Source organism: Pseudomonas sp. HR1 (assembly GCF_030175875.1).
GTDB lineage: Bacteria > Pseudomonadota > Gammaproteobacteria > Pseudomonadales > Pseudomonadaceae > Chryseomonas > Chryseomonas oryzihabitans.
Genome location: NZ_JASNRF010000002.1, coordinates 433,338 through 452,937, shown reverse-complemented (window position 1 = coordinate 452,937; position 19,600 = coordinate 433,338). Strand labels below are relative to the sequence as shown.

Genomic DNA, 19,600 nt, shown 5'->3' with positions numbered 1-19,600 from the left:
ACAAGCAAATGAAACTAGCGATTATCGGCGCAGGCGAAGTGGGCCTTACCTACGCGCACCCCTGGGCGGCGGCAGGCCACGAAATCCTCTTGTGTGACCTCAAGCCTTCACCCAGGGCCCAGGCCTTCGCGAAAGAGCATGGCGTGGCTCTCGTCACCTCGATGGAGGATGGGGTAGCCGATTGCGATGTCGTCGTCTCCTGCGTATTCGGCACTGTCTCGCTGCCAGTCGCCGAGCAGGCGCTCGCCCTTATGCGGACGGGTGCGCTGTTCATCGACATGACCACCGCGGATCCGGAGCAGATCAGACGAGCCGCGGCCATCGCGGCCGAGCGCTCCATTCCCTATGTGGACGTGGCCATCCTGGGGGCCATCGCCTTGACGCACGCGAAAACCAATCTGCTGGCCGCCGGTATCGGCCTGGAGCGCGCGGTCGTCCTCTTTGCCGAAGCCGGGGCACCGCTCAAGCCCGTCGAGGGCGGCGCCGCGGGCGATGCGGCCGCCCTGAAGATCCTGCGCAGCGTGTTCACCAAGGGACTGGAAGCCTTGACCATCGAGTGCTTCATGGCGGCCGAGAAGCAGGGTGTCACGGAAAAGCTTCATGACGCCCTGAGCGATATCGACCAGGCCTCATTAAGAGACTTTCTCGGCGCCCTCATCAGGACGCATGTCGTGCATGCCCCGCGCCGTCTCAAGGAAGTGGAAGAGGCCGAACGCCAACTGCGGGCCGCCGAGCTGCCGGTGGCGGTGCTGCCTGGGGTGAGGGAGGTATTCGCTCGGACATCCGCGCAGCTGGCACGCGCGCCTATCGACACGGCATCGCCGAGTCTTGGCCAGGCCTTCGATTGGCTGTTCAAGGCCAATGGCGTGGTGAGGTAGCGGGGCAGCGCCGAGCGAAACTCTTTGCTCGGCGCTCTTGCCGATCTGAGCGAGCCTTCCTTCTGGATCAACGAACCCCCAACTCGTCCAGCAGCCATTTCTTGAACACTTCCGCTGCTTCTTTGCGGTTCCGGCTCTTGGGGTAGGCGAGAAAGTGGCCGACGTACTGGATGTCGTGAGTCAGGCTGCGCAAGGGGGCTACCAGGCGCCCCTCCTGCAGTTCCCGTTCGGCCAGCAGCGTGGATTCCAGCACCACGCCCATGCCATTGACCGCGGCGGCAATCGCCATGGCACTACGGTCGAAGCGTAGAGAATAGTGGTGAACGGGCAGCAGGTGGTTGGCCTCGAACCAGCCCTTCCATTGCAGCATCTGCACATCGCATTGGATCAGGGTGTGCTGGTGCAGGTCCTGCGGCGCCTTGATGGCTTCGGCCAGCGCAGGGCAGCACAGAGGTGTGAGGTGTTCGACGGCCAGCGGCACGTGTTCGCAAAAATCCTGCCGCGGTTCGCCGTAGACGATGTCGAGGTCAAAATCGTCATTCTCGAATCGTGCATAGTCGGTACTCGCCGAGAAGCGCAGATCGATGTGAGGATACTTCTTCACAAAGTCCGGCAGCCTCGGCAATAGCCACTGGGTCGCGAAGCTAGGCGCGGTGTGCAGCCGCAGCGGCGGCGGCTCATCCGCTTGAATGAGCGAAAGTCCGCGGTACATCTCGCCCAGCCCGCGCTGAACGTGTTCGAGCAACAGCCGACCCTTGGGGGTGAGGCGGACTTCGCGCGTACTGCGTTCGAACAGCGTGAAGTCGATGCTTTCCTCGAGTTTGCGAATGGAGTGACTGACCGCGCTGGAGGTGATGCCCAGCTCCTGGGAGGCCGTGGCAAAGGACTCGGTTCTACCGGCAGCCTCGAATACTCTGAGGGTCGTCAACGGCACACGTCTAAGCAGGTTCATGCGTGAGTTGAATTCATCCATTGCTGTTAAAAACTCCTTTGTCGGTCTTGTTTTCTCGATGGTAGCTTGATTTTCAGGCCGCTCACCGTGTTTAGGATGAATTCTAAGCACCTGTCGTGAGCGGATCTGCACATCGAGGAATTCATAATGACAATAAGATCTGAGGCCACCGCTCCGGCAGTGGAACCGCTCGAACGTCTGGCCTATCACGCCTGGCGCATCCGCCGTTTTGCCCTGCGTATGGGTGAGGTCCAGGGCCAGGGTTATGTGGGCCAGGCCCTTGGTTGGGCCGACGTCCTGGCCGTCGCCTATTGCCACGCCATGAATCTCGACCCCAGCGATCCTGAATGGGAGGGTCGGGATCGGTTTCTGCTCTCCCATGGCCATTACGCGATAGCGCTCTATGCCGCCTTGCTGGAGGCGCAGGTGATTCCCGAGAGTGAGCTGGAGAGCTACGGCGCGGATGACAGTCGGCTGCCGATGTCGGGAATGGCTACCTACACACCAGGCATGGAGATCTCAGGTGGATCGCTTGGCCAAGGGCTGGCGATTGGCGTCGGGATGGCGCTGGGACTGCGGCTGAAGAACAACCCGGCGTGGGTATTCAACTCAATGTCCGATGGCGAACTCGACGAAGGGGCGACCTGGGAGGCCGCGATGTCGGCGGCGCACCATGGGTTGAGCAACCTCATTGCCCTGGTGGACTTGAACAGACAGCAGGCCGATGGTGATTCCAATGACATCCTGGGATTCGAGCCGCTGGTGGACAAATGGCAGGCTTTCGGCTGGCACGTCCAGCGCGTGGACGGCAATGATCTGGCCGCCGTGCTCGCGGCGTTCGATAGCGCCATGGCGCTGGCCGAGCCCAAACCTCGGGTCATCCTGTTCGACACCCTGATGGGCAAGGGCGTGGACTTTCTCGAAGCCCGGGAAAAGAACCACTTCATCCGAGTCGAGCCCCATGAGTGGCAGCAGGCGCTCGAGGTGCTCGATGGCCACTACCACCAGGGAGCGCAGTGACATGGGTGTCGATACTCTAAAAAAGCCACGCCTCACCACTTCGGCGATGATCGCCTCTATCGCCAGTGAGGGACAACGTACTGAAGCGGCGCCCTTCGGACAGGCGCTCATCGCGGCAGCTGCGCGGGATGAGCGCATCGTCGGCCTGACGGCGGATCTTTCCAAGTACACCGACCTGCACATTTTCGCCCGGGAGTTTCCCAAGCGTTACCTGCAGATGGGCATGGCGGAGCAGCTCCTGATGGCAGCGGCCGGCGGTCTGGCGAAGGAAGGCCTGGTGCCGTTCGCCACGACCTACGCGGTGTTCGCCACCCGCCGGGCGTATGACTTCATCCATCAGGTCATCGCCGAGGAACATCTGAACGTCAAGATTTGCGCGGCTCTGCCAGGGCTCACCACCGGTTATGGCCCGAGCCACCAGGCCACCGACGACCTTGCGTTGATGCGCGCGATACCTGGTCTGACCGTGGTCGATCCCTGCGATGCGCTGGATACCACCCAGGCGGTCGCAGCCATCGCCGCTCACCAGGGGCCGGTCTACATGCGCCTGCTGCGGGGCAAGGTGCCGATGGTCCTGGACCAATACGACTACCAGTTCGAGCTGGGCAAGGCCAAGTTGCTGCGTGACGGACGCGATGTGCTGATCGTGTCCAGCGGCATCATGACCATGCGGGCGCTGGAAGTCGCTGAAGCCATGGCGGATGGCAGTGCCGACGTAGCGGTGTTGCATGTACCCACCATCAAGCCGCTGGACGAGGCCACCCTCATCGAGCAATGCCGCCGTAGTGGTCGGCTGGTCATAGTGGCCGAGAATCACAGCACCGTAGGTGGCTTGAGCGAGGCGGTCGCGCTGACGTTGTTGCGCGCCCGCGTGTACCCGGAGTTCCGGCAGATCGCCTTGCCGGATCAATTCCTCGACGCCGGCGCCTTGCCCACGTTGCACGATCGCTACGGCATTTCCACGACCGCCATGGTCGCCCGCATTCAAAGCTGGTTGGGTTAGGAGGCAGCATGAACGTAGCTTTCGTAGGACTGGGCGCCATCGGCTTGCCCATGGCGGTACAGATTCAGCACGCCGGGCACCGTGTGATCGGCATCGAGCTGTCGGAGGCGTCCCGGGAACGGGCCGCAGCGGAAGGGCTGGAAGCGGTCGCCGAGTGGCAGGCGCTGATCGATGCCGACGTGGTGGTGGTGATGGTGGCGACGCCGGCGCAGTTGGCGTCCCTGGTCAGCCAGTGCAGTGGGCTGCGTGCCGGCCAGCACTGGATTGTCATGAGCACCGTGGGTCCGGCGTCCGTTCGCGAGCAGGCGAGCCGCCTTCAGGCGCAAGGTGTGCAGGTCGTGGATGCACCGGTCACCGGCGGGGTGGCCCGCGCCCTTACTGGGAGCCTGCTGATCTTCGCCGCGGGTGCGGCCGAGGCCGTAGCCCGTTGCGAGCCGGTCTTGCAAGCGATGGGGGAGGTCAAGAATGCCGGCGTCCAGGTCGGCGATGGCCAGGCCATCAAGGTGGTCAACCAGCATCTGTGCTCGGTGCACCTGGTGGCGGCTGCCGAGGCGCTCAGTTTGGCACGCGCCCTTGGGCTGCAGCCGGAGCAGGTGCTGGAGTTGGTCGAAAAGGGCGCAGGCGGCTCCTGGATGCTCAGCGATCGGGGCCCGCGCATGCTGGAGGGCACGGACACCCGTGTGACCAGCATGGTGGACATCTTCGTGAAAGACAGTGGCCTGGTCGCCGAGGCCGCCCTGGCCTGCCAGGCCGCGGTACCGTTGCTCGACACCGCCCATGCTCGTTTCCAGGCAGCAGCCGCAGCGGGGCTTGGTCAGCGAGATGACAGTCGCGTCATCGAGACCTGGCGCTAGCGCCGACAATTCATAGTTTCTCGGCTTCACCACCAGAGGCAGACACCTGCCTCATTACAACAACAATAGGTAGCGGAGTTATCCATGCACCCTTCAGATAGCAAGGCCATGCCGGCCCGGGACAGTGCCGGAAAAGTGTCTTTCGCCTCCATGATTGGCTCGGCGGTGGAGAGCTATGACTTCTTCATCTACGGGACGGCCGCCGCCGGTTGGTTCGGTAGCGTGTTCTTCCATACGACTGAACCCATCGTCGGTATCCTCGCCGCCTTCGCCACCATGGCGGTGGGCTTCTTCATGCGCCCCTTAGGTGGTTATCTGGCCGGCCATTACGGGGACCGCATCGGACGCAAAGCCATTCTGCTCTGGTCGCTCATCGCCATGGGCGGCGCCACGGTTTTGATCGGCGCCTTGCCGACCTACGAACAGGCGGGCGTGGTCGCGCCACTGTTGCTGATCCTGCTCAGGATGATCCAGGGAATCGGCTTCGGTGCCGAGTGGGGTGGCGCCGTCCTGATGGCCTGCGAGCACTCGCCACCGCATCGCCGCGGCTTCTTTGGCGCTGTGCCGCAGATTGGTATCCCGCTGGGCCTGTTGATGGCGAACGGTGCTTTCCTGGCCTCCGGGGCGCTATTCGAAGGTGACTGGGTCTGGCGAGCGCCATTCCTGGCATCGGTGGTGATGGTCGGGGTAGGCATGTATATCCGTATGGGTGTCAGCGAATCCCCGGAATTCGAAAAGATGAAGGCGGAGAACAAGCTGGTCAAACAGCCGGCGCTCGAGGTGATTCGCAACGACTGGAGAAAGATTCTGCAAATCATCGGTCTGCGCCTTGCCGAAACCGGCGGCTATTACCTGGCGACCAGCTTCATGCTCTCCTACGTCCTGCTGGCAGGCGTTGCGACCAAGGAAAACGTGCTTTGGGGCACCATGATAGGGTCGGCACTGGGCCTGCTCAGCCATTTGTTGTTCGGTGCCCTGAGCGATCGGATCGGGCGCAAGCCGGTGTTTCTCCTGGGATCCCTGTTCACCATCGCGTTCGGGATACCGCTGTTCCTGCTGATCAACAGTGGGATCTTCGTCATGGTCATCGTTGCAGTGGCGCTGTCCCTACTGCTTAGCCATGATCCGATCTTTGCCGTCGAAGCCAGCTGGTTCACCGAGCAGTTCCCGCCCAATGTGCGTTCTTCGGGTATTTCCCTAGGCTACAACGGCGCCTCCATGATCGCCGGGCTGCTGCCATTCCTCGCGACTGGGCTGTTCGCGGTGGTGGGCTGGATGGGGCCTGCGCTCCTGTTCAGTTCGCTCGGCGTCATTTCCACGCTCTGTGCGCTGCGGATGCCGGAAACGGCGCCTGCGGTCGCGAATACCAAACGGCAGGCGGTGCTGGCACCGCGGCCCGTCACCCTGGGCTGACGCTCCGCTTGCGCGCGCAACGGCGTAGCGAGTGACGCGGGGCTTCAACACTTGATGCGGCTAGCGCTTCTGCGGTGCACAGCGGCCTGACTCCACCGCAATGGCGGAGTCAGGCCGCGTCTCCTGACGCAGATTCAAGCGCCTCTGCCCATCAGACGGCTTCCGGCACCTCTGGCTGCCCCAGCAACACCTCCAGAATGCTCAGTCGAAATTGTCGCTGCAGGGTCACCGCATAGAAGCGCTCGGCGATTTCGGGCACCTCGGCGTAGAGCTGCAGCGCGCCGCTGCGCAGTTCGTCCTGGACCACCACGGCGGGCAGCAGGGCCATGTCGCCGGAGTCGCGGGCGAGCAGGCGCAGCAACGCCATGTCGTCTACCTCCGCGCAGATGCGGGGCGTCAGCCCCTGGCCGCTGCAATAGACGTCGAACTGGCTGCGCACGTCGCTGCTGCGACCGGGCACGATCAGGCGGGCCTGTTGCAGGTCGCGGTGGAGATCGAAGGGGCGACTGTCCTGGCGCGGCGGGCCGATCAGGCACACCGGCTGGCGATGCAGCAGGCGGCATTGCCAGGTGCGCTGGCTGTCGGCGCTCACCGCCTGGTTGGTCAGCACCACGTCCAGCTTGTGCAGCGCCAGGCGCTCCAGCAGTTCGTCCACGCTGCCGGATTCGAGGGTCAGCACCAGGTCTTCACGACCGAGGAAGGGGCGCAGCAGGTTTTCCTGGAAGTTGCGCGAAAGGGTCGCCACGGAGCCGATGCGCAGCGTCTGGTTGGCTTCCTGGGTGTTCTGCAGGGTGTCCTGCAACTCGCTGCCCAAGGCGAAGATGGTCTCGGCGTAGTCCAGCACCAGCTGCCCGGCTTCGGTCAGCCGCAGGCTGCGTCCGGAGCGGATGAATAGGGGATGGCCGAGCTGATCCTCGAGCACGCGGATCTGGGTGGAGAGGGCGGACTGGGAGACATGCAGCGCCTCGGCGGCGCGGGTGAGGTTGCCTTCCTTGGCCACGGCCCAGAAGTAGTGCAGGTGGTGAAAATTGAGCCGGCGCATGATTCGTTCTTCAAAAGTGAACGTTAGGTTCTGATCAATCTATTTTAAATAATTCGTACACATCCTGAAACTATCGGTATCTGGTGTTCATGGAGTGTGCACGATGTCTAGCCTGCCGTTTTCCCTGGCTCCCCTGTTGCCCTGGGTCTATGCCCTGGCGCTGTTGCCTGCAGCCGTCCTCGCTTCACCCAGCCGACTCTGGCTACCCGCACGGGTCGCGGGTTATCTGGGCGTCTTCCTGGTGCTGGCGGCCTGGCTGCAGGCGCTCCACGACACCCGGCACCCCGACCGCCTGGACCTGGCGATGGCCGGACTGATCAGCCTGCTGGCGCTGGTGATCATCGAGTATTCCCGGCGCTATCTGGAGGGGGAGGCCGGGCAGCGGCGCTATGTGCTCGCGCTGCTGGGCACCCTGGCGGCGGTGGCCACGGTGGTCACCAGCGGCAACCTCGTGCTGGTGGCAGGTGCCTGGATCCTCTCCAGTCTGTGCCTGCATCTATTGCTGACCTTCTACCGCGAACGCCCCCAGGCGGTCGTCGCAGCCCACAAGAAATTCCTCGCCAGCCGCCTGGCTGATATCAGTCTGCTGCTGGCGACCCTGCTGCTGGTGCAGGCCGGCGGGAGCAGCCAGATTTCGATGATGCTCACCGCCGTGACCGCCCAGGTGCAGGCGGGGGGACCGCTCGGCTGGGAATGGCAGGGCGCGGCGCTGCTGCTGGCGCTGACGGTGATCCTCAAATCGGCGCAGTTGCCGGTGCATGGCTGGCTGATCCAGGTGATGGAGGCGCCCACGCCGGTCTCGGCCCTGCTGCATGCCGGGGTGGTCAACCTGGGCGGCTTCGTGCTGCTGCGCTTCGCCCCGCTGTTTTCCGCCGCAGTGCCGGCGAAGAGCCTGCTGGTGCTGATTGGCGGCCTGACCGCGGTCCTGGCCGCGCTGGTGATGATGACCCGGATCAGCATCAAGGTCCGTCTGGCCTGGTCGACCTGCGCGCAGATGGGCCTGATGCTGCTGGAATGCGGGCTCGGTCTGTACGAACTGGCGCTGGTACACCTGCTGGCCCACTCGCTCTACAAGGCCCATGCCTTCCTCGCCGCCGGCGAGACGGTGGCCCACGCCCGCCAGCATGCTCTGCAGCCGCCGGCACCCACGCTCGAACTGGGCGGCCTGCTGCGGGCGCTACTCACGGCCGCGCTGGCGCTGCTCCTGTTGCAAGGACTCTGGCGCTGGCTGCTGCCCAGCCATGAGCTGCCCCTGGTGGCTCTGACGCTATTGGCGATCGGCCTGGCGCCCTGGTGCCTGCGCCGCGACCAACCCGCCCATGGCCTGCTCATGTTCGGCCTGCTACTGGGCGCTTACCTGCTGTGGCACCAGGCGGCCGGTTGGCTGCTCGACCAGCACCTCGCCACGGCGCCGCTGCCGCTGACCGTGGTGGCGATGGTCATGCTGGTCGGACTTTACCTGGTGCAGGGCCTGCTGCTGGCCCGACCGCACGGCGCCCTGGCGCAACGGCTCTACCCCCTGGCTTTTGCCGGCTTCTACCTGGACGAGCACTTCACCCGCCTGACCTTTCGCCTGTGGCCGGCGCGTGCGCCCCAGCCGCTGAACGCAACCCTTGGAGATCGCGCATGACCGTCCTCGAAACACTTCCCAGCCTTGAGCACCAGGCCCTGCACGAGGCCGCCCGGCAGGCCTGTGCGCGCATCGCACCGACCTGGCCGCTGGATCGCATGATCGCTGTGAACCCGCTGTGGGAGCGGCGCGACCAGGCCTGGCAGGCCGTGGCCGCGCAACTCTGGCAATGGGCCGGCAGCCGCCTGACCCTGGAAGCGGCCGACTATCGCCAGGCCTGGCGGGAGGGGCGTATCGCCGAGCGTCATCTACAGCAGGCGCTGGCCGAGCAGGGGTCGTCCTGCAAGCCGACCTGGCTGCTGGAGGCGCTGGACGCTCCCGCCGAGGTCGGGCAAGGGCTGCCGCTGCTGGAAGATCTGGCCGAGCCAGGAATTCCGCTCCCGGGCTGGCCCGCACTGATCACCCACCAGATCGGCCAGAGTTGCGCGGCCTGGTTCGATCGTGAACAGGCGGATTGGCGTCCGTCAGACGGTGGCGGGCTCTATCAGACCTGGCGCGCCAGCCTGCTGGCTGACCGGGGCTTGAGCGTACTCAGCGGTTGTCGCGAGCTGCACCAGCGGATCGCCGAATTGCCGGCACTCCCCGAGGCGGCCCTGGAGGCGGCGGTCGACCGCTTGGGGCTGCCGGCACCAGACTGGGCCGCCTGGTTCGACTGCCTGCTGCTGCGCAACCTGGGCTGGGCCTCATGGTGCGCCTATCGGCACTGGCAGGCTCGGCTGCAGGGAGAGGACGACCGCACGCTGCTGGAGTTGCTGGCCATTCGCGCGGCCTGGGAGTGGCTGGTGGATGATCGGCGGCGCGATGCCGACAGTCGTTGGCAGTGCTGGCGTGCGGCTTGGGAGGAGGGGTTGCAGCGGATGCCTTCGGCCAATTGGCAGGCCCTGCAGCTGTGGCAGCGCGCCGACGAGCTGGCCTGGCAGGAGCACCTGCAGCAGACGCTGTGCCACAGCGTACCGGCGGCCTTGCCCCCGGTGCCACTGGCCAAGCTGTTCTTCTGTATCGACGTCCGCTCCGAGCCCCTCAGGCGCGCCCTGGAGCAGACCTGCCCGGCCTTGGAAACCGGCGGTTTCGCCGGCTTCTTCGGGCTGCCCATCGCCTTTACCCCGCTGGGTACCGGTGCCACGCGCCCGCAATTGCCGGGCCTGCTCGCGCCGCAACTGCAGGTCAGCGAGGGCAGTGGCGATGCCATACGGGATCGGCAATTGGCACAGGTGCGTCAAGGTCGTCTGGCGCGGCTGGGTCGCTGGCGGCTGTTCGAGCGGCTGCCGGCCTCGACCTTCACCCTGGTGGAAAGCGTCGGGCTGGGCTATGCCGGGGCGCTGTTGGGACGGACCTATGGCCTGGCCGGTGGCGCGTCTTCGCCCGAACTCAGCGCCTGGCGCCGCCATGAGCGGCAACAGCTGCAACCACAGCTACCGGAGATGTCACAGCTGCAGCGGGTCGACTTGGCCGAGCGTATCCTCAAGGCCATGGGCCTGAACGGGCCGGTGCCGCCCCTGCTGGTGCTGCTCGGCCATGGCAGTCAGAGCGCCAACAACCCTCAGGCGGCGGGTCTGGATTGCGGCGTCTGCTGTGGTCAGAGCGGCGAGATCAATGCGCGGCTGCTGGCCGGCCTGCTCAACGATGCCCAGGTGCGCGCCGGGCTGCGGGTGCGCGGACTCGACCTGCCGCCGCACTGCCAGGTACTGGCCGGGCTGCACAACACCACGACGGATGAGGTGCGGGTCTTCGGGTGCGAGTCGCTTCCGGCAGAGCTCCAGCCCAGCTGGCAGCGCCTGCGGCTGGCATTGGATAGCGCAAGCGCCGAGGTGCGGCGGCAGCGGGCGGGCAAACTGGGCCTGGCGCCGCTGCCGGCGCAGCCGGAAAGATTGCTCGGCCAGCTGCGCCGGCGGGCCCGTGACTGGGCGCAGACCCGGCCGGAATGGGGCCTCGCCGGCAATGCCGCCTTCATCGCCGCGCCGCGGGCGCGCACCCGCGCGGTGGATCTGGAGGGCCGCACCTTCCTGCACGACTACGACTGGCGGCAGGACCAGGAGGGCAAGGTGCTGGAGCTGATCATGACGGCGCCCATGGTGGTGGCGCACTGGATCAACCTGCAGTATTTCACCTCGACCACCGACAACCTGCGCTTCGGCAGCGGCAACAAGTTGCTGCACAACGTGGTGGGCGGCCATATCGGTGTGTTCGAAGGCAACGGCGGCGACCTGCGCATCGGTCTGGCGCGCCAGTCGCTGCACGACGGCCAGCAATGGATGCACCGGCCGCTTCGCCTGCACGTGGTGATCGAGGCGCCGCGCGCCATGATCGACCAGGTGATCGCCAACCACGCCGTCGTGCGCGATCTGGTGCGCAACGGCTGGCTGCACCTGCTGCGTCTGTATGGCCTGCCGGCTTGCTTGGAGGTACGCACGGCCGGCGGGTGGCAGCCGTTGCCCAGGGGCTGACGCTTGCCGGCGCCAGGCTACCCGAAGTTTCAAGCGGCCTGGCAGCTGCATCCGAGACCGAGGGGGCAGGGCCCCTTGCTAAGAGGTCAGCAGTTGCCGCCTCAGCAGGGGAAGAATCACATCGCGAGTCAGGGGCGCCAGCGGCAGATCGCCGGGTTCGTCCACTGCGACCCATACCGCCTCTTCGATCTCGGCGGCAGGCACCGCCTGGTCCCCCGCGCGTATGGCGACCTGATACAGCGCGCAATCGACCCTGAACCCGGGTTCGTTGGCGGCGGGCGCCTGATAATTGCCGAGAAAGGTCGCGGCCTCTGCGGTGATGACCAGACCGAGCTCTTCCTGCAGTTCGCGGATCAGGGCTTCCAAGGGTTGCTCCCCCGGATCCACCTTGCCGCCCGGTTGCATGAAGGCGGTGGTGCCACCCTTGCGCACCAGCAGCAGCTGCCGGCGATCGTTCAGGAGGATGGCAGCGGCGATGTGGAGGGTAGGGGTCAAGGCAGGCGTCCCGGTTGAGGTGGGTGGGTCACCGTGCAGTGAGACGAGCGAAAAGGCAACCGGCGGCGCTCCTGGTTACGCTATGAGGGCGCGTGGCGGCCGTCGGAGATCTTTCTAGGGATCGCTGTGCAGCGCATAGCCATTGAACCCGGCCGCGAACAGCAGGGCGCCCCAGAGGAAGAGGTCCGTCTGCAGGAATTCGCGCCTTATCGAAGCGAACTTGATGCCGCGTTGCAGGGAAAGGGAGGGATCGATCAGCCACCCCAGAAGGACGGCTGCCAAGCCCAGTATCATGGCGATAGCGCCGATGCTCTTCAGGACGTGCCTCACCTCGATAACCCTCTGCGCGAAAACGGCATTCAGCGAATGATCGTCGAGGGTCAAGGGTATCGATCGATAAAGGGCCGCGTGTAAAACTTCCTGAACGCTTGTAAACAAGTGTTAAAGCGCGACCCTGGGCCTTTGCGTCAGGCTGCCAACGCGCAGTCTTGGAGCGGACGCCCTCAGCGCAGCGTCCGAAAGGTCCCGCGCAGATCCGCCACGAACTACTGCGGATTCTCCATCGCCGAGAGATGGCTGCCGAGCTCGGCCTCGCTAAAGAACCTTAGGCCGCCGAAGCGGCGTTCGGCCCAGCAGCGCGACAGCCGCAGCTGCGCGCCTGGAGCCTGCTTGCCCGCGACACGCTATCGCTAGCCCTTGCGCTTGGCCGAGATTGCCGCAGCGGTGGAAATGAGCAGGTCTGCCATGCGCTTTTCGTCGCGCTCGGCATTCCAGCGTGCGCGGGTCACCGCGACGTTGACTGCCCCTATCCCGCGGCCTGCTGCATCGACGATCGCTGCCGCGGTCGAGGTGTCACCGTAGAAGAACTGATCCTCGACGTGGGCGTAGCGCCGCTGGCGAGCCTGCCGGATGTTTTCCCAAACCTTGTCGCGATCAGTGACCGTCGCCGGGGTATAGGCGATCAGCTCGCTGCGATCGAGGATGTCATCGACCTCGTGATCCGCATAGGTGGAAAGAATCGCCAGTCCGGGTGCGGTACACCAGGCGGGAAGTCGACTGCCGACGATGACGTTGGCATTGAACACGTGGCGGCTGACGATACGCACGACGTAGACGATGTCGGTCCCGTCCATGACGGTCAGGTTGGTGGCCTCTTCCGTCTCGCTGCTGAGTTGCTGCAGATAGGGGGCGGCTCTATTGACCAGTTCGCTAGACGACAGGTAGTGGAAGGTGAAATCGAGCAGCCTGGGTGACAGCTCGTATTTCTTGTCGGCGCCCTTCGTCAGGTAGCCAAGGGTACTGAGCGTATGGGTAAAGCGCTGGGCGGCGCTGATGTCCATATCGGCGAGCCCGGCGATTTCCGAGAGCGAAAGATGGCGTTTGCTGCCATCGAACGCGGTCAGGACCTTCATCGCCTTCTCGACGGATTGCACGTATAGCGAAGAGGCGGTGGGGTCCTTGCGCGGACGTCGCGGATCACTCATGGAGAGACTCCTGCTTGGGGGGCGCGAATTATCGGGTCGCCGGCGCTATTTTTCTATCGCAGTTCGATAAAGCCAGTCCTGGATCCTTTCTCAGCACTTCCAGGCGTCTGCCGTCGAGCGGCTCAGCAGATGCTTTCTGATGCGCTCGCTGGGTGTCAGGTCGAAGGCATCGACCGCCTGATAGAAGGTCGGTCGTTGATAGGAAGCGAGCTTGTCTGCGGACCAGGCCGCGAGAGCGGCGAAGTCGAGCGCGGTGTCAGGCTTGGCCTGCACGTACAAGAGGATTTCCTGTTCGCCGATGGCGGAGGCGACTCCGACCGCCGCGCTGGCATGGACGGCCGGATGGCTATTGAAAATGCGCTCCACTTCCCAGGCCGAGACGTTCTCGCCACGAACGCGCATGCTGTCGGTTTTCCGGCCCACGAAGAACAGCTCACCGTCGGCGTTGCGTCGGGCCAAGTCGCCGGTGAACAGGCGGCCCTCGCGAAGGGTGGCGGCGGTCGCCACGGGATTGTCGAGATAGCCTGGCAGAAAGGCGCCTTCCACCGCGCTCGACAGCACGATTTCTCCCAGTTCGCCGGCGGCCACCGCTTGACCTTGTTGATCCAGCAGTTCGACGGTCAGCCAGGGCAGGGGGCGTCCCACCGAGCCCGGCGTTCCCCGCTCGTTCAGCGTGGCGAAGCTCGAGCATTCGGTCATGCCGTAGCACTCGCGCAGGGCACAGCCAAAGCGCGCTTCGGTGTCGGCCCAGCGATTCAGGCCGACGCCTGCACCCCAGAGGACGCGCAGCGGGTGGCGAGCCGGCCAGGCCGCTGGCGGCTGCTGCATCAGGATGTCGATGATGCCGCCCAGATAGTGCAGCTGGGTGGCCTGGGCGGCGGCGCACTGATCCCAGAAGCGACTGGCCGAGAAGCGCGGCACGATGTGCAACTCGCAGGGGGTCAGCAGAGGCGCCATCAGCATCTGGGCGCCGCCGATATGGCACATCGGCTCCCAGATCAGCAGATGGTCGTCCGGCTGGACGTCGGCCACCCGGATGACCGACTCGCCGGCGATGCGCATCATGCGATGGGTAAAGATCACGCCCTTGGGGTGGCCGGTCGTGCCGGACGTATAGATGATGCACAGCGGGTGGTCGAAGGCCACCTGCTCCGGACGAAGCTCGGCAGCGGGTGCGGCGCCGGCCTCGCGAACGAGATCTGCGAGGGTCACCAGGGGCAGGCGCTGGGCAGCTCCTGCCTGCAGCAGCGGTTGCAGGGCGGGCTCGCTGATCACCAGGTCAGGCCGGGCATGTTCGAAGGGATAGTCGAGTCCCGGGCCCCGCAGTTTGGTGTTGATCGGGATCCAGGTGATGCCGCTCAGGGTCATGGCATAGATCAGGGCGACCTGATCGGCGCTGTTGCCGAGGAACGTCGCGATCCGACTGCCCAGCCCCAGTCCCCGCGCCTCCAGGGCGCGCTGCAACCCGGCGACCCGGGCGCGAAGCTGTTCGCGGTCCAGCGCCAGCTCGCCGAAGACGATGCGCATCCGGCCGGCGGTATCGGTCAGGCATTCATGGAGGAGCGGGATGACATCCAGGCGATCCTGGGGGGACCGCGCGGGAAAGAAATCGGTATGGGGATGCATGGATCAGCGTCCTTGGAGTTTGGCGGTAGCGCGCGAGGACACCCAGCGGGCGAGGAGCGCGAAGACGACGATGAAGGCGACCAGCGTGGTCGAGACCGCCGCCAGGGTGGGGGAGAGCGCCAGCTGGATGCTGTCCCACATCTGCTTGGGCAGGGTCGTGTTGATGCCGCCACTGACGAAGATGGCGATGGTCAGGTCATCGAAGGAGGTGATGAAGGCCAGCAGGAAGGCGGATACCAGGCTGCTCGACATCAGCGGCAGGGTGACGGTCCGCAGGCGCGTCAGCGGGGAGGCCCCGAGAATTCGCGCGGCATCGTCCAGCCGCCAGTCGTACTGCTTGAAGGCGGCGCTGAGGGTGACTACCACATAGGGCAGGGCCAGCACGGTATGCCCGATGACCAGGCCCAGATCGCGACCGGCCAGGCCGATGCGCGAGAACAGATAGAGCAGGCCGAGGGCGATCACGATGCGCGGCACGATCAGGGGTGAGATGAACAGCGCGAACAGCAGCTTGTTCCAGCGTGAAGGCAGGCGGGTCAGAGCCAGCGTCGCACCGAAGCCAAGGATCACCGCGAACAGCGCCGTGAGCACCCCAACACTTAGCGAGCGCCAGAGCGCCGCCTGCCAGACCGGCGAGAAGAAGAACTCGGCGAACCATTTCAGGCTGAACAACTTGGGTGGAAAGGCGATATAGGGCGCGCTGGTGAATGCCAGCGGAATCACCACCAGGACCGGCAGGATCAGCAGCGCCACCAGCAGCACGCTGTAGCCGGTAAGGATGAGGCTGTCTCCCTGTCCGTATCGCCGCGGCAGCAGGCCCGACAGGGCATGACCAAGGCCGATCAGCAGGTGTTGGGACACCCCGGCGCGGCGATTCTTCGGCGCCTCGCCGCTGAGCGAAGACAATCCGGCCACGCGATCGAAGAGCCAGAACACCAGCAGCGAGCAGACCAGCAGCACCACCGACAGGGCGCCGGCGAAATGCAGGTCGAAGAGGTCTAGCACGGACGAGATGACCAGCTGCGCCACCATCATTTCGCGGGGCGAACCGAGCAGGGCCGGCACAATGAAGAAGCCAAGACTGGTGATGAAGACCAGCAGGCTCGCCGCGGCGACGCCGGGCCCGGACAGGGGCAGGAAGACACTGAAGAAACTCATCGCCCTGCTGGCGCCCAGGGTCTCCGCCGCGGGCATCAGGCGCTTGTCGATGGTTCTCATGATCGGCAGCAGGGTGATCACCGCCAGGGGCAGCATGGCGTGGACCATGCCGATCAGGGTGCCGGACAGCGCCGGCACCAGTCCCGACGGATCGTCGACGACCTTGGCGGCAAGCGTCGTCAGCAGCCCCTTGCGACTGAGCAGCAACATCCAGGCGTAGGTCTTCACCAGATAGCTGGTCCAGAACGGCAGCATGATCCACAGTAGCCAACGCTCCCGCCCATGAGGCGACAGGCGACACAGCAGATAGGCGATGGGGTAGGCGAGTAGGACCGCGAGTACCGCGGTCAGGGCGGAAATCCAGAAGGTGATCCAGAGCACTCGGGCATAGATGGGCGTCGAGGCGATTCGTTCGAAATTGGCCAGGGTCAGTTCGCCGGCGTTGCCCTGAACGCTACCCACCAGCATCTCGGCGACCGGGAGCAGAAAGAAGGCGCCCAGGAACAGCAGGGCCGGCAGTGCAGGTAGCAGACCTCGACGCAGGCTCATGGGCGGACCTCCGCCGGTAGCAGCGCGGCCTGGCGCGGGTCCCAGGTGATGCCCACCGCATCACCCGGTCTGACGGTCAATTGCCGCGGGCACCTGACGTTGAACGCCTTGCCCGATGGCAATCTGACTTGGGCGCGTAAATCGCTGCCTAGGAAGACGCACTCGTCCACTACACCCTGAAGCAGTCCATCCCCTGGCGCTGTCAGCCGCGCGGCTTCCGGGCGGACCAGGAGCAGGCCTTCACTGCCCTCGCACCCCTGATGGGCGTCGAGGTCCAGGGTGGCGTTTTCGACCTGCAGCCTGCGTTCGCCGACAAAGCGGCCCTCCAACAGATTGGAGTGGCCGATGAAGCCTGCGGCAAAGCGGCTGACCGGTCTGTCGTAGAGGTCCTCGGGCGTTCCCAGCTGTTCGATGCGGGCCTGATTCATCAGGCAGATGCGATCGGACAGCGTGAGGGCCTCTTCCTGGTCGTGGGTGACATAGATGAAGGTGGCACCCAGCTCGCGATGCAGGTGGCGGATCTCCAGCTGCATGTGCTCGCGCAGATTCTTGTCCAGCGCGCCCAGGGGTTCGTCCAGCAGGATCACCGAGGGGCGATAGACGAAGCAGCGGGCCAGGGCGATGCGTTGCTGCTGGCCGCCGGAGAGCTCCTGCGGGTAACGGCGCGCGAAGTCGCGCATCCGCACCATGTCGAGGGCGTCGTCGACCGCCTTCGCGATGTCGACCTTGCTCCGCTTGCGCATGCGTAACCCGTAGGCGACGTTGTCCCACACGCTCAGGTGCGGAAACAGCGCATAGCTCTGGAACACCAGGCCGATCCCTCGCTCGCCTGGCGGCGTGCGGGTGGCGTCCTGGCCATCGATGAGCAGGGTACCCATCGAGGGCTGGACCAGCCCCGAAATCATCTGCAGGAGCGTGGTCTTGCCCGAACCGGAGGGCCCGAGCAGGGTGAGGAATTCGCCGTCCTGCACGGTCAGGTCGGTGGGCTGCAGCGCAACGGCGTCCCCATAGGTTTTGCCGAGGCCGACGGTTGCTAGTTTGATGGCCATCTCCAGCTCCCCTCAGGACAGAATCCAGGCGTTGAAGCGCTCGGTCACCGCGGCGCGATTTTCCGCCCACCACTGCGGACTGGGCAGCCGCATGTGCTGCAGATTGCCCGGCTCGGTGGGCAGCAGACGCGCGCGCTCGGCGGGGATGCTGTCGAAGGCCTTGCGGTTGGTGGGGCCATAGGCCAGGGTCTTGGTCAATTCGGCCTGGCGCTGCGCATCTGCGCAGAAGCGGACAAACTGCTTGGCGAGGTCCGCGCGCGGCGTGCCCTTGGGAATCGCCCAGCCTTCGATGGAGTACAGGCCCTGGTTCCAGGCGATCTCGACCGGGGCGCCATTGTCGATGGCCGCCTGGGCGCGACCATTCCAGGTGGAGATCATGTCCACCTCGCCGCTCTGGATGGCCTGCATGGCCTGGGCACCGGAGGTCCACCAGATGTCGACGTGGCGCTTGATGCGATCGAGGCTCTTGAAGGCACGCTCCACGTCCAGCGGATAGAGGTCATCGATGGCGACCCCGTCGGCCATGAGTGCCTGTTCGAGGGTATCCAGCGGGTTGCGTCTCAGGCAGCGGCGGCCGGGAAACTTCTCGACGTCCCAGAAATCGCGCCAGGACTGGGGGCCCTTGCCGGGGGCGAAGGTGTCGGTGCGGTAGGCCAGGACGGTGGAATAGACGTCCACGCCCAGCCAGTTGGGGGTGATCGCCTCGGGGAGGAGCTCGGGATAGTCCTCCGCCTTCAGCCCGATGGGTTCGAGGAAGCCCTTTTCCTCGAGAAAGGGAATGTCTGCCGAGATCGTCAGGGTGGTGACGTCCCAGACATAGTTGCGGGTCTGCACCATAGCCGAGAACTGGGCGACCGGCTGGGATTCGCGGGCCACGCTGATGACCTTGATACCGGTCGCCTGCTCGAAGGGCGTGTAGAAGGCCCGGCGATAGGCCTCGGTATAGGGGCCGCCAGGGTCCGAGACCACGAGGCGCTGATCCTGAGCGAAAACGATACGCGGCAGGCCTGCCGCGGCGGCCAGGAGGGCGCCGGCCTTGAGCACCTGGCGGCGACCTGGATTCTGGAATTGACTCATCTGGACTGACTCCTTGGCAACGAAAGCTCGTTTGCAGGTCTTGCCGTGCCGCGAACGCCCGGCAGCGGTGAACCCATGTCGTCGGCAGAGATAGCGGAAGGCCTCGTGGGCGAGGCGTGGAGGGTGGCGTTCCCGGTCAGGAGCGGCCGCGCTCTTACTTGGCGCGTTGCTGGAAGAAGGCCTCCATCATCCGGGCGGGTTCGCCGGATTCGTAGGCCTCGCGCTGGATGCGGGTACCCGCCTCGATGCTGTCCTGGAAGCCGGCTTCGGTCATTTCCCGGAAACGCTGTTTGTCCAGGCGCATGGCCACCGGCGGTTTCGCCGCCAGGGCTTCGGCCACTTCCAAGGCCTTGGTGAACACCTCTTCAGCCGGGACGAGGTGATGGATCAGGCCGATGCGGTGGCACTCGTCGGCTTCCATCAGTCGGCCGGTCAGGGTCAGTTCGATGGTGCGGGACATGCCGAGCATGCTGTTCATGATCCAGGGGCCGGTCGTGCTGGCGATCCCGGCATTGATCTCGGGTTGACCCATGCGCACGCCGGGATGGCCGACCCGGATGTCGCCCAGCAGGGCCACCTGGAAAGCGGAACCTGCCGCGGTACCGTTCAAGGCCATCACCAGCGGCTTGGACAGGCCACGCAGGGCGGCGTAATAGCGCTGCCATTCGCCCACCCAGGCGACGGCACGCTCGCCATCGAAATCATGGGCTTCGGAGAGGTCCTGGCCCGCGGAGAAGGCCCGGTCACCGGCACCCGTCATGATGATGGCCCGGATGGCGTCGTCCGCTTCGAAGCGCTCGAGCGCCTCGATGATCTCGTTGCGCATGGGGGTGGTCCAGGCGTTGAGCTTGCCGGGGCGGTTGAGCGTAATGACGGCCACCGCGCCTTGGATATCGATCAGGATGTCACTCATTTTTATCTCCATT

At 65.2% G+C, this 19,600-nt stretch carries 17 protein-coding genes; 7 read left to right on the top strand and 10 right to left on the bottom strand.

Translation table 11 applies throughout. The features are described from left to right. Nucleotides 1-8 precede the first annotated feature (8 nt). Nucleotides 9-878: an NAD(P)-dependent oxidoreductase gene (locus QKY98_RS09400; RefSeq protein WP_284670750.1), complete on the top strand. Its 870-nt coding sequence runs from the start codon at nucleotides 9-11 to the stop codon at nucleotides 876-878. 67 nt (nucleotides 879-945) lie between these two features. Here QKY98_RS09400 and QKY98_RS09395 read toward each other — a convergent pair whose 3' ends face one another. Beyond that, entirely contained in the window at nucleotides 946-1,851 is a 906-nt protein-coding gene (locus QKY98_RS09395; RefSeq protein ID WP_223855447.1) for a LysR substrate-binding domain-containing protein, read from the bottom strand. A gap of 126 nt (nucleotides 1,852-1,977) precedes the next feature. Here QKY98_RS09395 and QKY98_RS09390 point away from each other — a divergent pair, with 126 nt between their 5' ends. The 4 genes from QKY98_RS09390 (at nucleotide 1,978) to QKY98_RS09375 (ending at nucleotide 6,120) form a co-directional block, all read left to right on the top strand. Continuing rightward, nucleotides 1,978-2,850 (top strand): transketolase, encoded by an 873-nt coding sequence (locus tag QKY98_RS09390; protein WP_042133616.1) that lies wholly within the window; start codon nucleotides 1,978-1,980, stop codon nucleotides 2,848-2,850. A 1-nt stretch (nucleotide 2,851) separates the two neighbouring features. After that, entirely contained in the window at nucleotides 2,852-3,853 is a 1,002-nt protein-coding gene (locus QKY98_RS09385; RefSeq protein ID WP_074582935.1) for a transketolase family protein, read from the top strand. Between the two features lie 8 nt (nucleotides 3,854-3,861). After that, nucleotides 3,862-4,707, top strand: a complete 846-nt coding sequence (locus QKY98_RS09380) for an NAD(P)-dependent oxidoreductase (protein WP_284670749.1) — start codon at nucleotides 3,862-3,864, stop codon at nucleotides 4,705-4,707. Between the two features lie 84 nt (nucleotides 4,708-4,791). Further along, nucleotides 4,792-6,120 (top strand): MFS transporter, encoded by a 1,329-nt coding sequence (locus QKY98_RS09375; RefSeq protein WP_284670748.1) that lies wholly within the window; start codon nucleotides 4,792-4,794, stop codon nucleotides 6,118-6,120. A 151-nt stretch (nucleotides 6,121-6,271) separates the two neighbouring features. Here QKY98_RS09375 and QKY98_RS09370 read toward each other — a convergent pair whose 3' ends face one another. After that, entirely contained in the window at nucleotides 6,272-7,162 is an 891-nt protein-coding gene (locus QKY98_RS09370) for a LysR family transcriptional regulator (RefSeq protein ID WP_284670747.1), read from the bottom strand. Between the two features lie 103 nt (nucleotides 7,163-7,265). On the opposite strand from QKY98_RS09370, the gene QKY98_RS09365 reads away from it, so the two are divergent. Both QKY98_RS09365 and QKY98_RS09360 read left to right on the top strand, forming a co-directional pair. Beyond that, a complete protein-coding gene (locus QKY98_RS09365) occupies nucleotides 7,266-8,792 on the top strand; it encodes an NADH-quinone oxidoreductase subunit L (RefSeq protein WP_284670746.1) in 1,527 nt (508 codons plus the stop codon). Further along, nucleotides 8,789-11,236, top strand: coding sequence for a YbcC family protein (locus tag QKY98_RS09360; RefSeq protein ID WP_284670745.1), 2,448 nt, complete (start codon nucleotides 8,789-8,791; stop codon nucleotides 11,234-11,236). Before QKY98_RS09365 ends, QKY98_RS09360 begins: the two co-directional genes overlap by 4 nt. 78 nt (nucleotides 11,237-11,314) lie before the next feature. Here QKY98_RS09360 and QKY98_RS09355 read toward each other — a convergent pair whose 3' ends face one another. The 8 genes from QKY98_RS09355 to QKY98_RS09320 form a co-directional block, all read right to left on the bottom strand. Next, complete coding sequence (locus tag QKY98_RS09355) at nucleotides 11,315-11,731, bottom strand: NUDIX hydrolase (protein ID WP_284670744.1); 417 nt, start codon at nucleotides 11,729-11,731, stop codon at nucleotides 11,315-11,317. Nucleotides 11,732-11,845: 114 nt separating this feature from the next. Further along, entirely contained in the window at nucleotides 11,846-12,115 is a 270-nt protein-coding gene (locus QKY98_RS09350; RefSeq protein WP_284670743.1) for a hypothetical protein, read from the bottom strand. 305 nt (nucleotides 12,116-12,420) lie between these two features. Next, complete coding sequence (locus QKY98_RS09345) at nucleotides 12,421-13,215, bottom strand: IclR family transcriptional regulator (RefSeq protein ID WP_197852235.1); 795 nt, start codon at nucleotides 13,213-13,215, stop codon at nucleotides 12,421-12,423. A 90-nt stretch (nucleotides 13,216-13,305) separates the two neighbouring features. Beyond that, entirely contained in the window at nucleotides 13,306-14,841 is a 1,536-nt protein-coding gene (locus tag QKY98_RS09340) for an AMP-binding protein (RefSeq protein WP_181083550.1), read from the bottom strand. Nucleotides 14,842-14,844: 3 nt separating this feature from the next. After that, nucleotides 14,845-16,548, bottom strand: coding sequence for an ABC transporter permease subunit (locus QKY98_RS09335; RefSeq protein WP_144959066.1), 1,704 nt, complete (start codon nucleotides 16,546-16,548; stop codon nucleotides 14,845-14,847). Beyond that, nucleotides 16,545-17,597: an ABC transporter ATP-binding protein gene (locus tag QKY98_RS09330; RefSeq protein ID WP_284670742.1), complete on the bottom strand. Its 1,053-nt coding sequence runs from the start codon at nucleotides 17,595-17,597 to the stop codon at nucleotides 16,545-16,547. The genes QKY98_RS09335 and QKY98_RS09330 overlap by 4 nt, the downstream gene beginning before the upstream one ends. Nucleotides 17,598-17,609: 12 nt before the next feature. Then, nucleotides 17,610-18,674, bottom strand: a complete 1,065-nt coding sequence (locus QKY98_RS09325) for an ABC transporter substrate-binding protein (protein WP_077172590.1) — start codon at nucleotides 18,672-18,674, stop codon at nucleotides 17,610-17,612. 154 nt (nucleotides 18,675-18,828) lie between these two features. Continuing rightward, nucleotides 18,829-19,587, bottom strand: coding sequence for an enoyl-CoA hydratase/isomerase family protein (locus tag QKY98_RS09320; protein ID WP_077172591.1), 759 nt, complete (start codon nucleotides 19,585-19,587; stop codon nucleotides 18,829-18,831). Nucleotides 19,588-19,600 lie beyond the last annotated feature (13 nt).

Bases quoted from the DNA above. Each gene is read 5' to 3' on its own strand.
- QKY98_RS09400 (WP_284670750.1), top strand. From the start codon at position 9: ATGAAACTAGCGATTATCGGCGCAGGCGAAGTGGGCCTTACCTACGCG.
- QKY98_RS09395 (WP_223855447.1), bottom strand. From the start codon at position 1,851: ATGGATGAATTCAACTCACGCATGAACCTGCTTAGACGTGTGCCGTTG.
- QKY98_RS09390 (WP_042133616.1), top strand. From the start codon at position 1,978: ATGACAATAAGATCTGAGGCCACCGCTCCGGCAGTGGAACCGCTCGAA.
- QKY98_RS09385 (WP_074582935.1), top strand. From the start codon at position 2,852: ATGGGTGTCGATACTCTAAAAAAGCCACGCCTCACCACTTCGGCGATG.
- QKY98_RS09380 (WP_284670749.1), top strand. From the start codon at position 3,862: ATGAACGTAGCTTTCGTAGGACTGGGCGCCATCGGCTTGCCCATGGCG.
- QKY98_RS09375 (WP_284670748.1), top strand. From the start codon at position 4,792: ATGCACCCTTCAGATAGCAAGGCCATGCCGGCCCGGGACAGTGCCGGA.
- QKY98_RS09370 (WP_284670747.1), bottom strand. From the start codon at position 7,162: ATGCGCCGGCTCAATTTTCACCACCTGCACTACTTCTGGGCCGTGGCC.
- QKY98_RS09365 (WP_284670746.1), top strand. From the start codon at position 7,266: ATGTCTAGCCTGCCGTTTTCCCTGGCTCCCCTGTTGCCCTGGGTCTAT.
- QKY98_RS09360 (WP_284670745.1), top strand. From the start codon at position 8,789: ATGACCGTCCTCGAAACACTTCCCAGCCTTGAGCACCAGGCCCTGCAC.
- QKY98_RS09345 (WP_197852235.1), bottom strand. From the start codon at position 13,215: ATGAGTGATCCGCGACGTCCGCGCAAGGACCCCACCGCCTCTTCGCTA.
- QKY98_RS09340 (WP_181083550.1), bottom strand. From the start codon at position 14,841: ATGCATCCCCATACCGATTTCTTTCCCGCGCGGTCCCCCCAGGATCGC.
- QKY98_RS09335 (WP_144959066.1), bottom strand. From the start codon at position 16,548: ATGAGCCTGCGTCGAGGTCTGCTACCTGCACTGCCGGCCCTGCTGTTC.
- QKY98_RS09330 (WP_284670742.1), bottom strand. From the start codon at position 17,597: ATGGCCATCAAACTAGCAACCGTCGGCCTCGGCAAAACCTATGGGGAC.
- QKY98_RS09325 (WP_077172590.1), bottom strand. From the start codon at position 18,674: ATGAGTCAATTCCAGAATCCAGGTCGCCGCCAGGTGCTCAAGGCCGGC.
- QKY98_RS09320 (WP_077172591.1), bottom strand. From the start codon at position 19,587: ATGAGTGACATCCTGATCGATATCCAAGGCGCGGTGGCCGTCATTACG.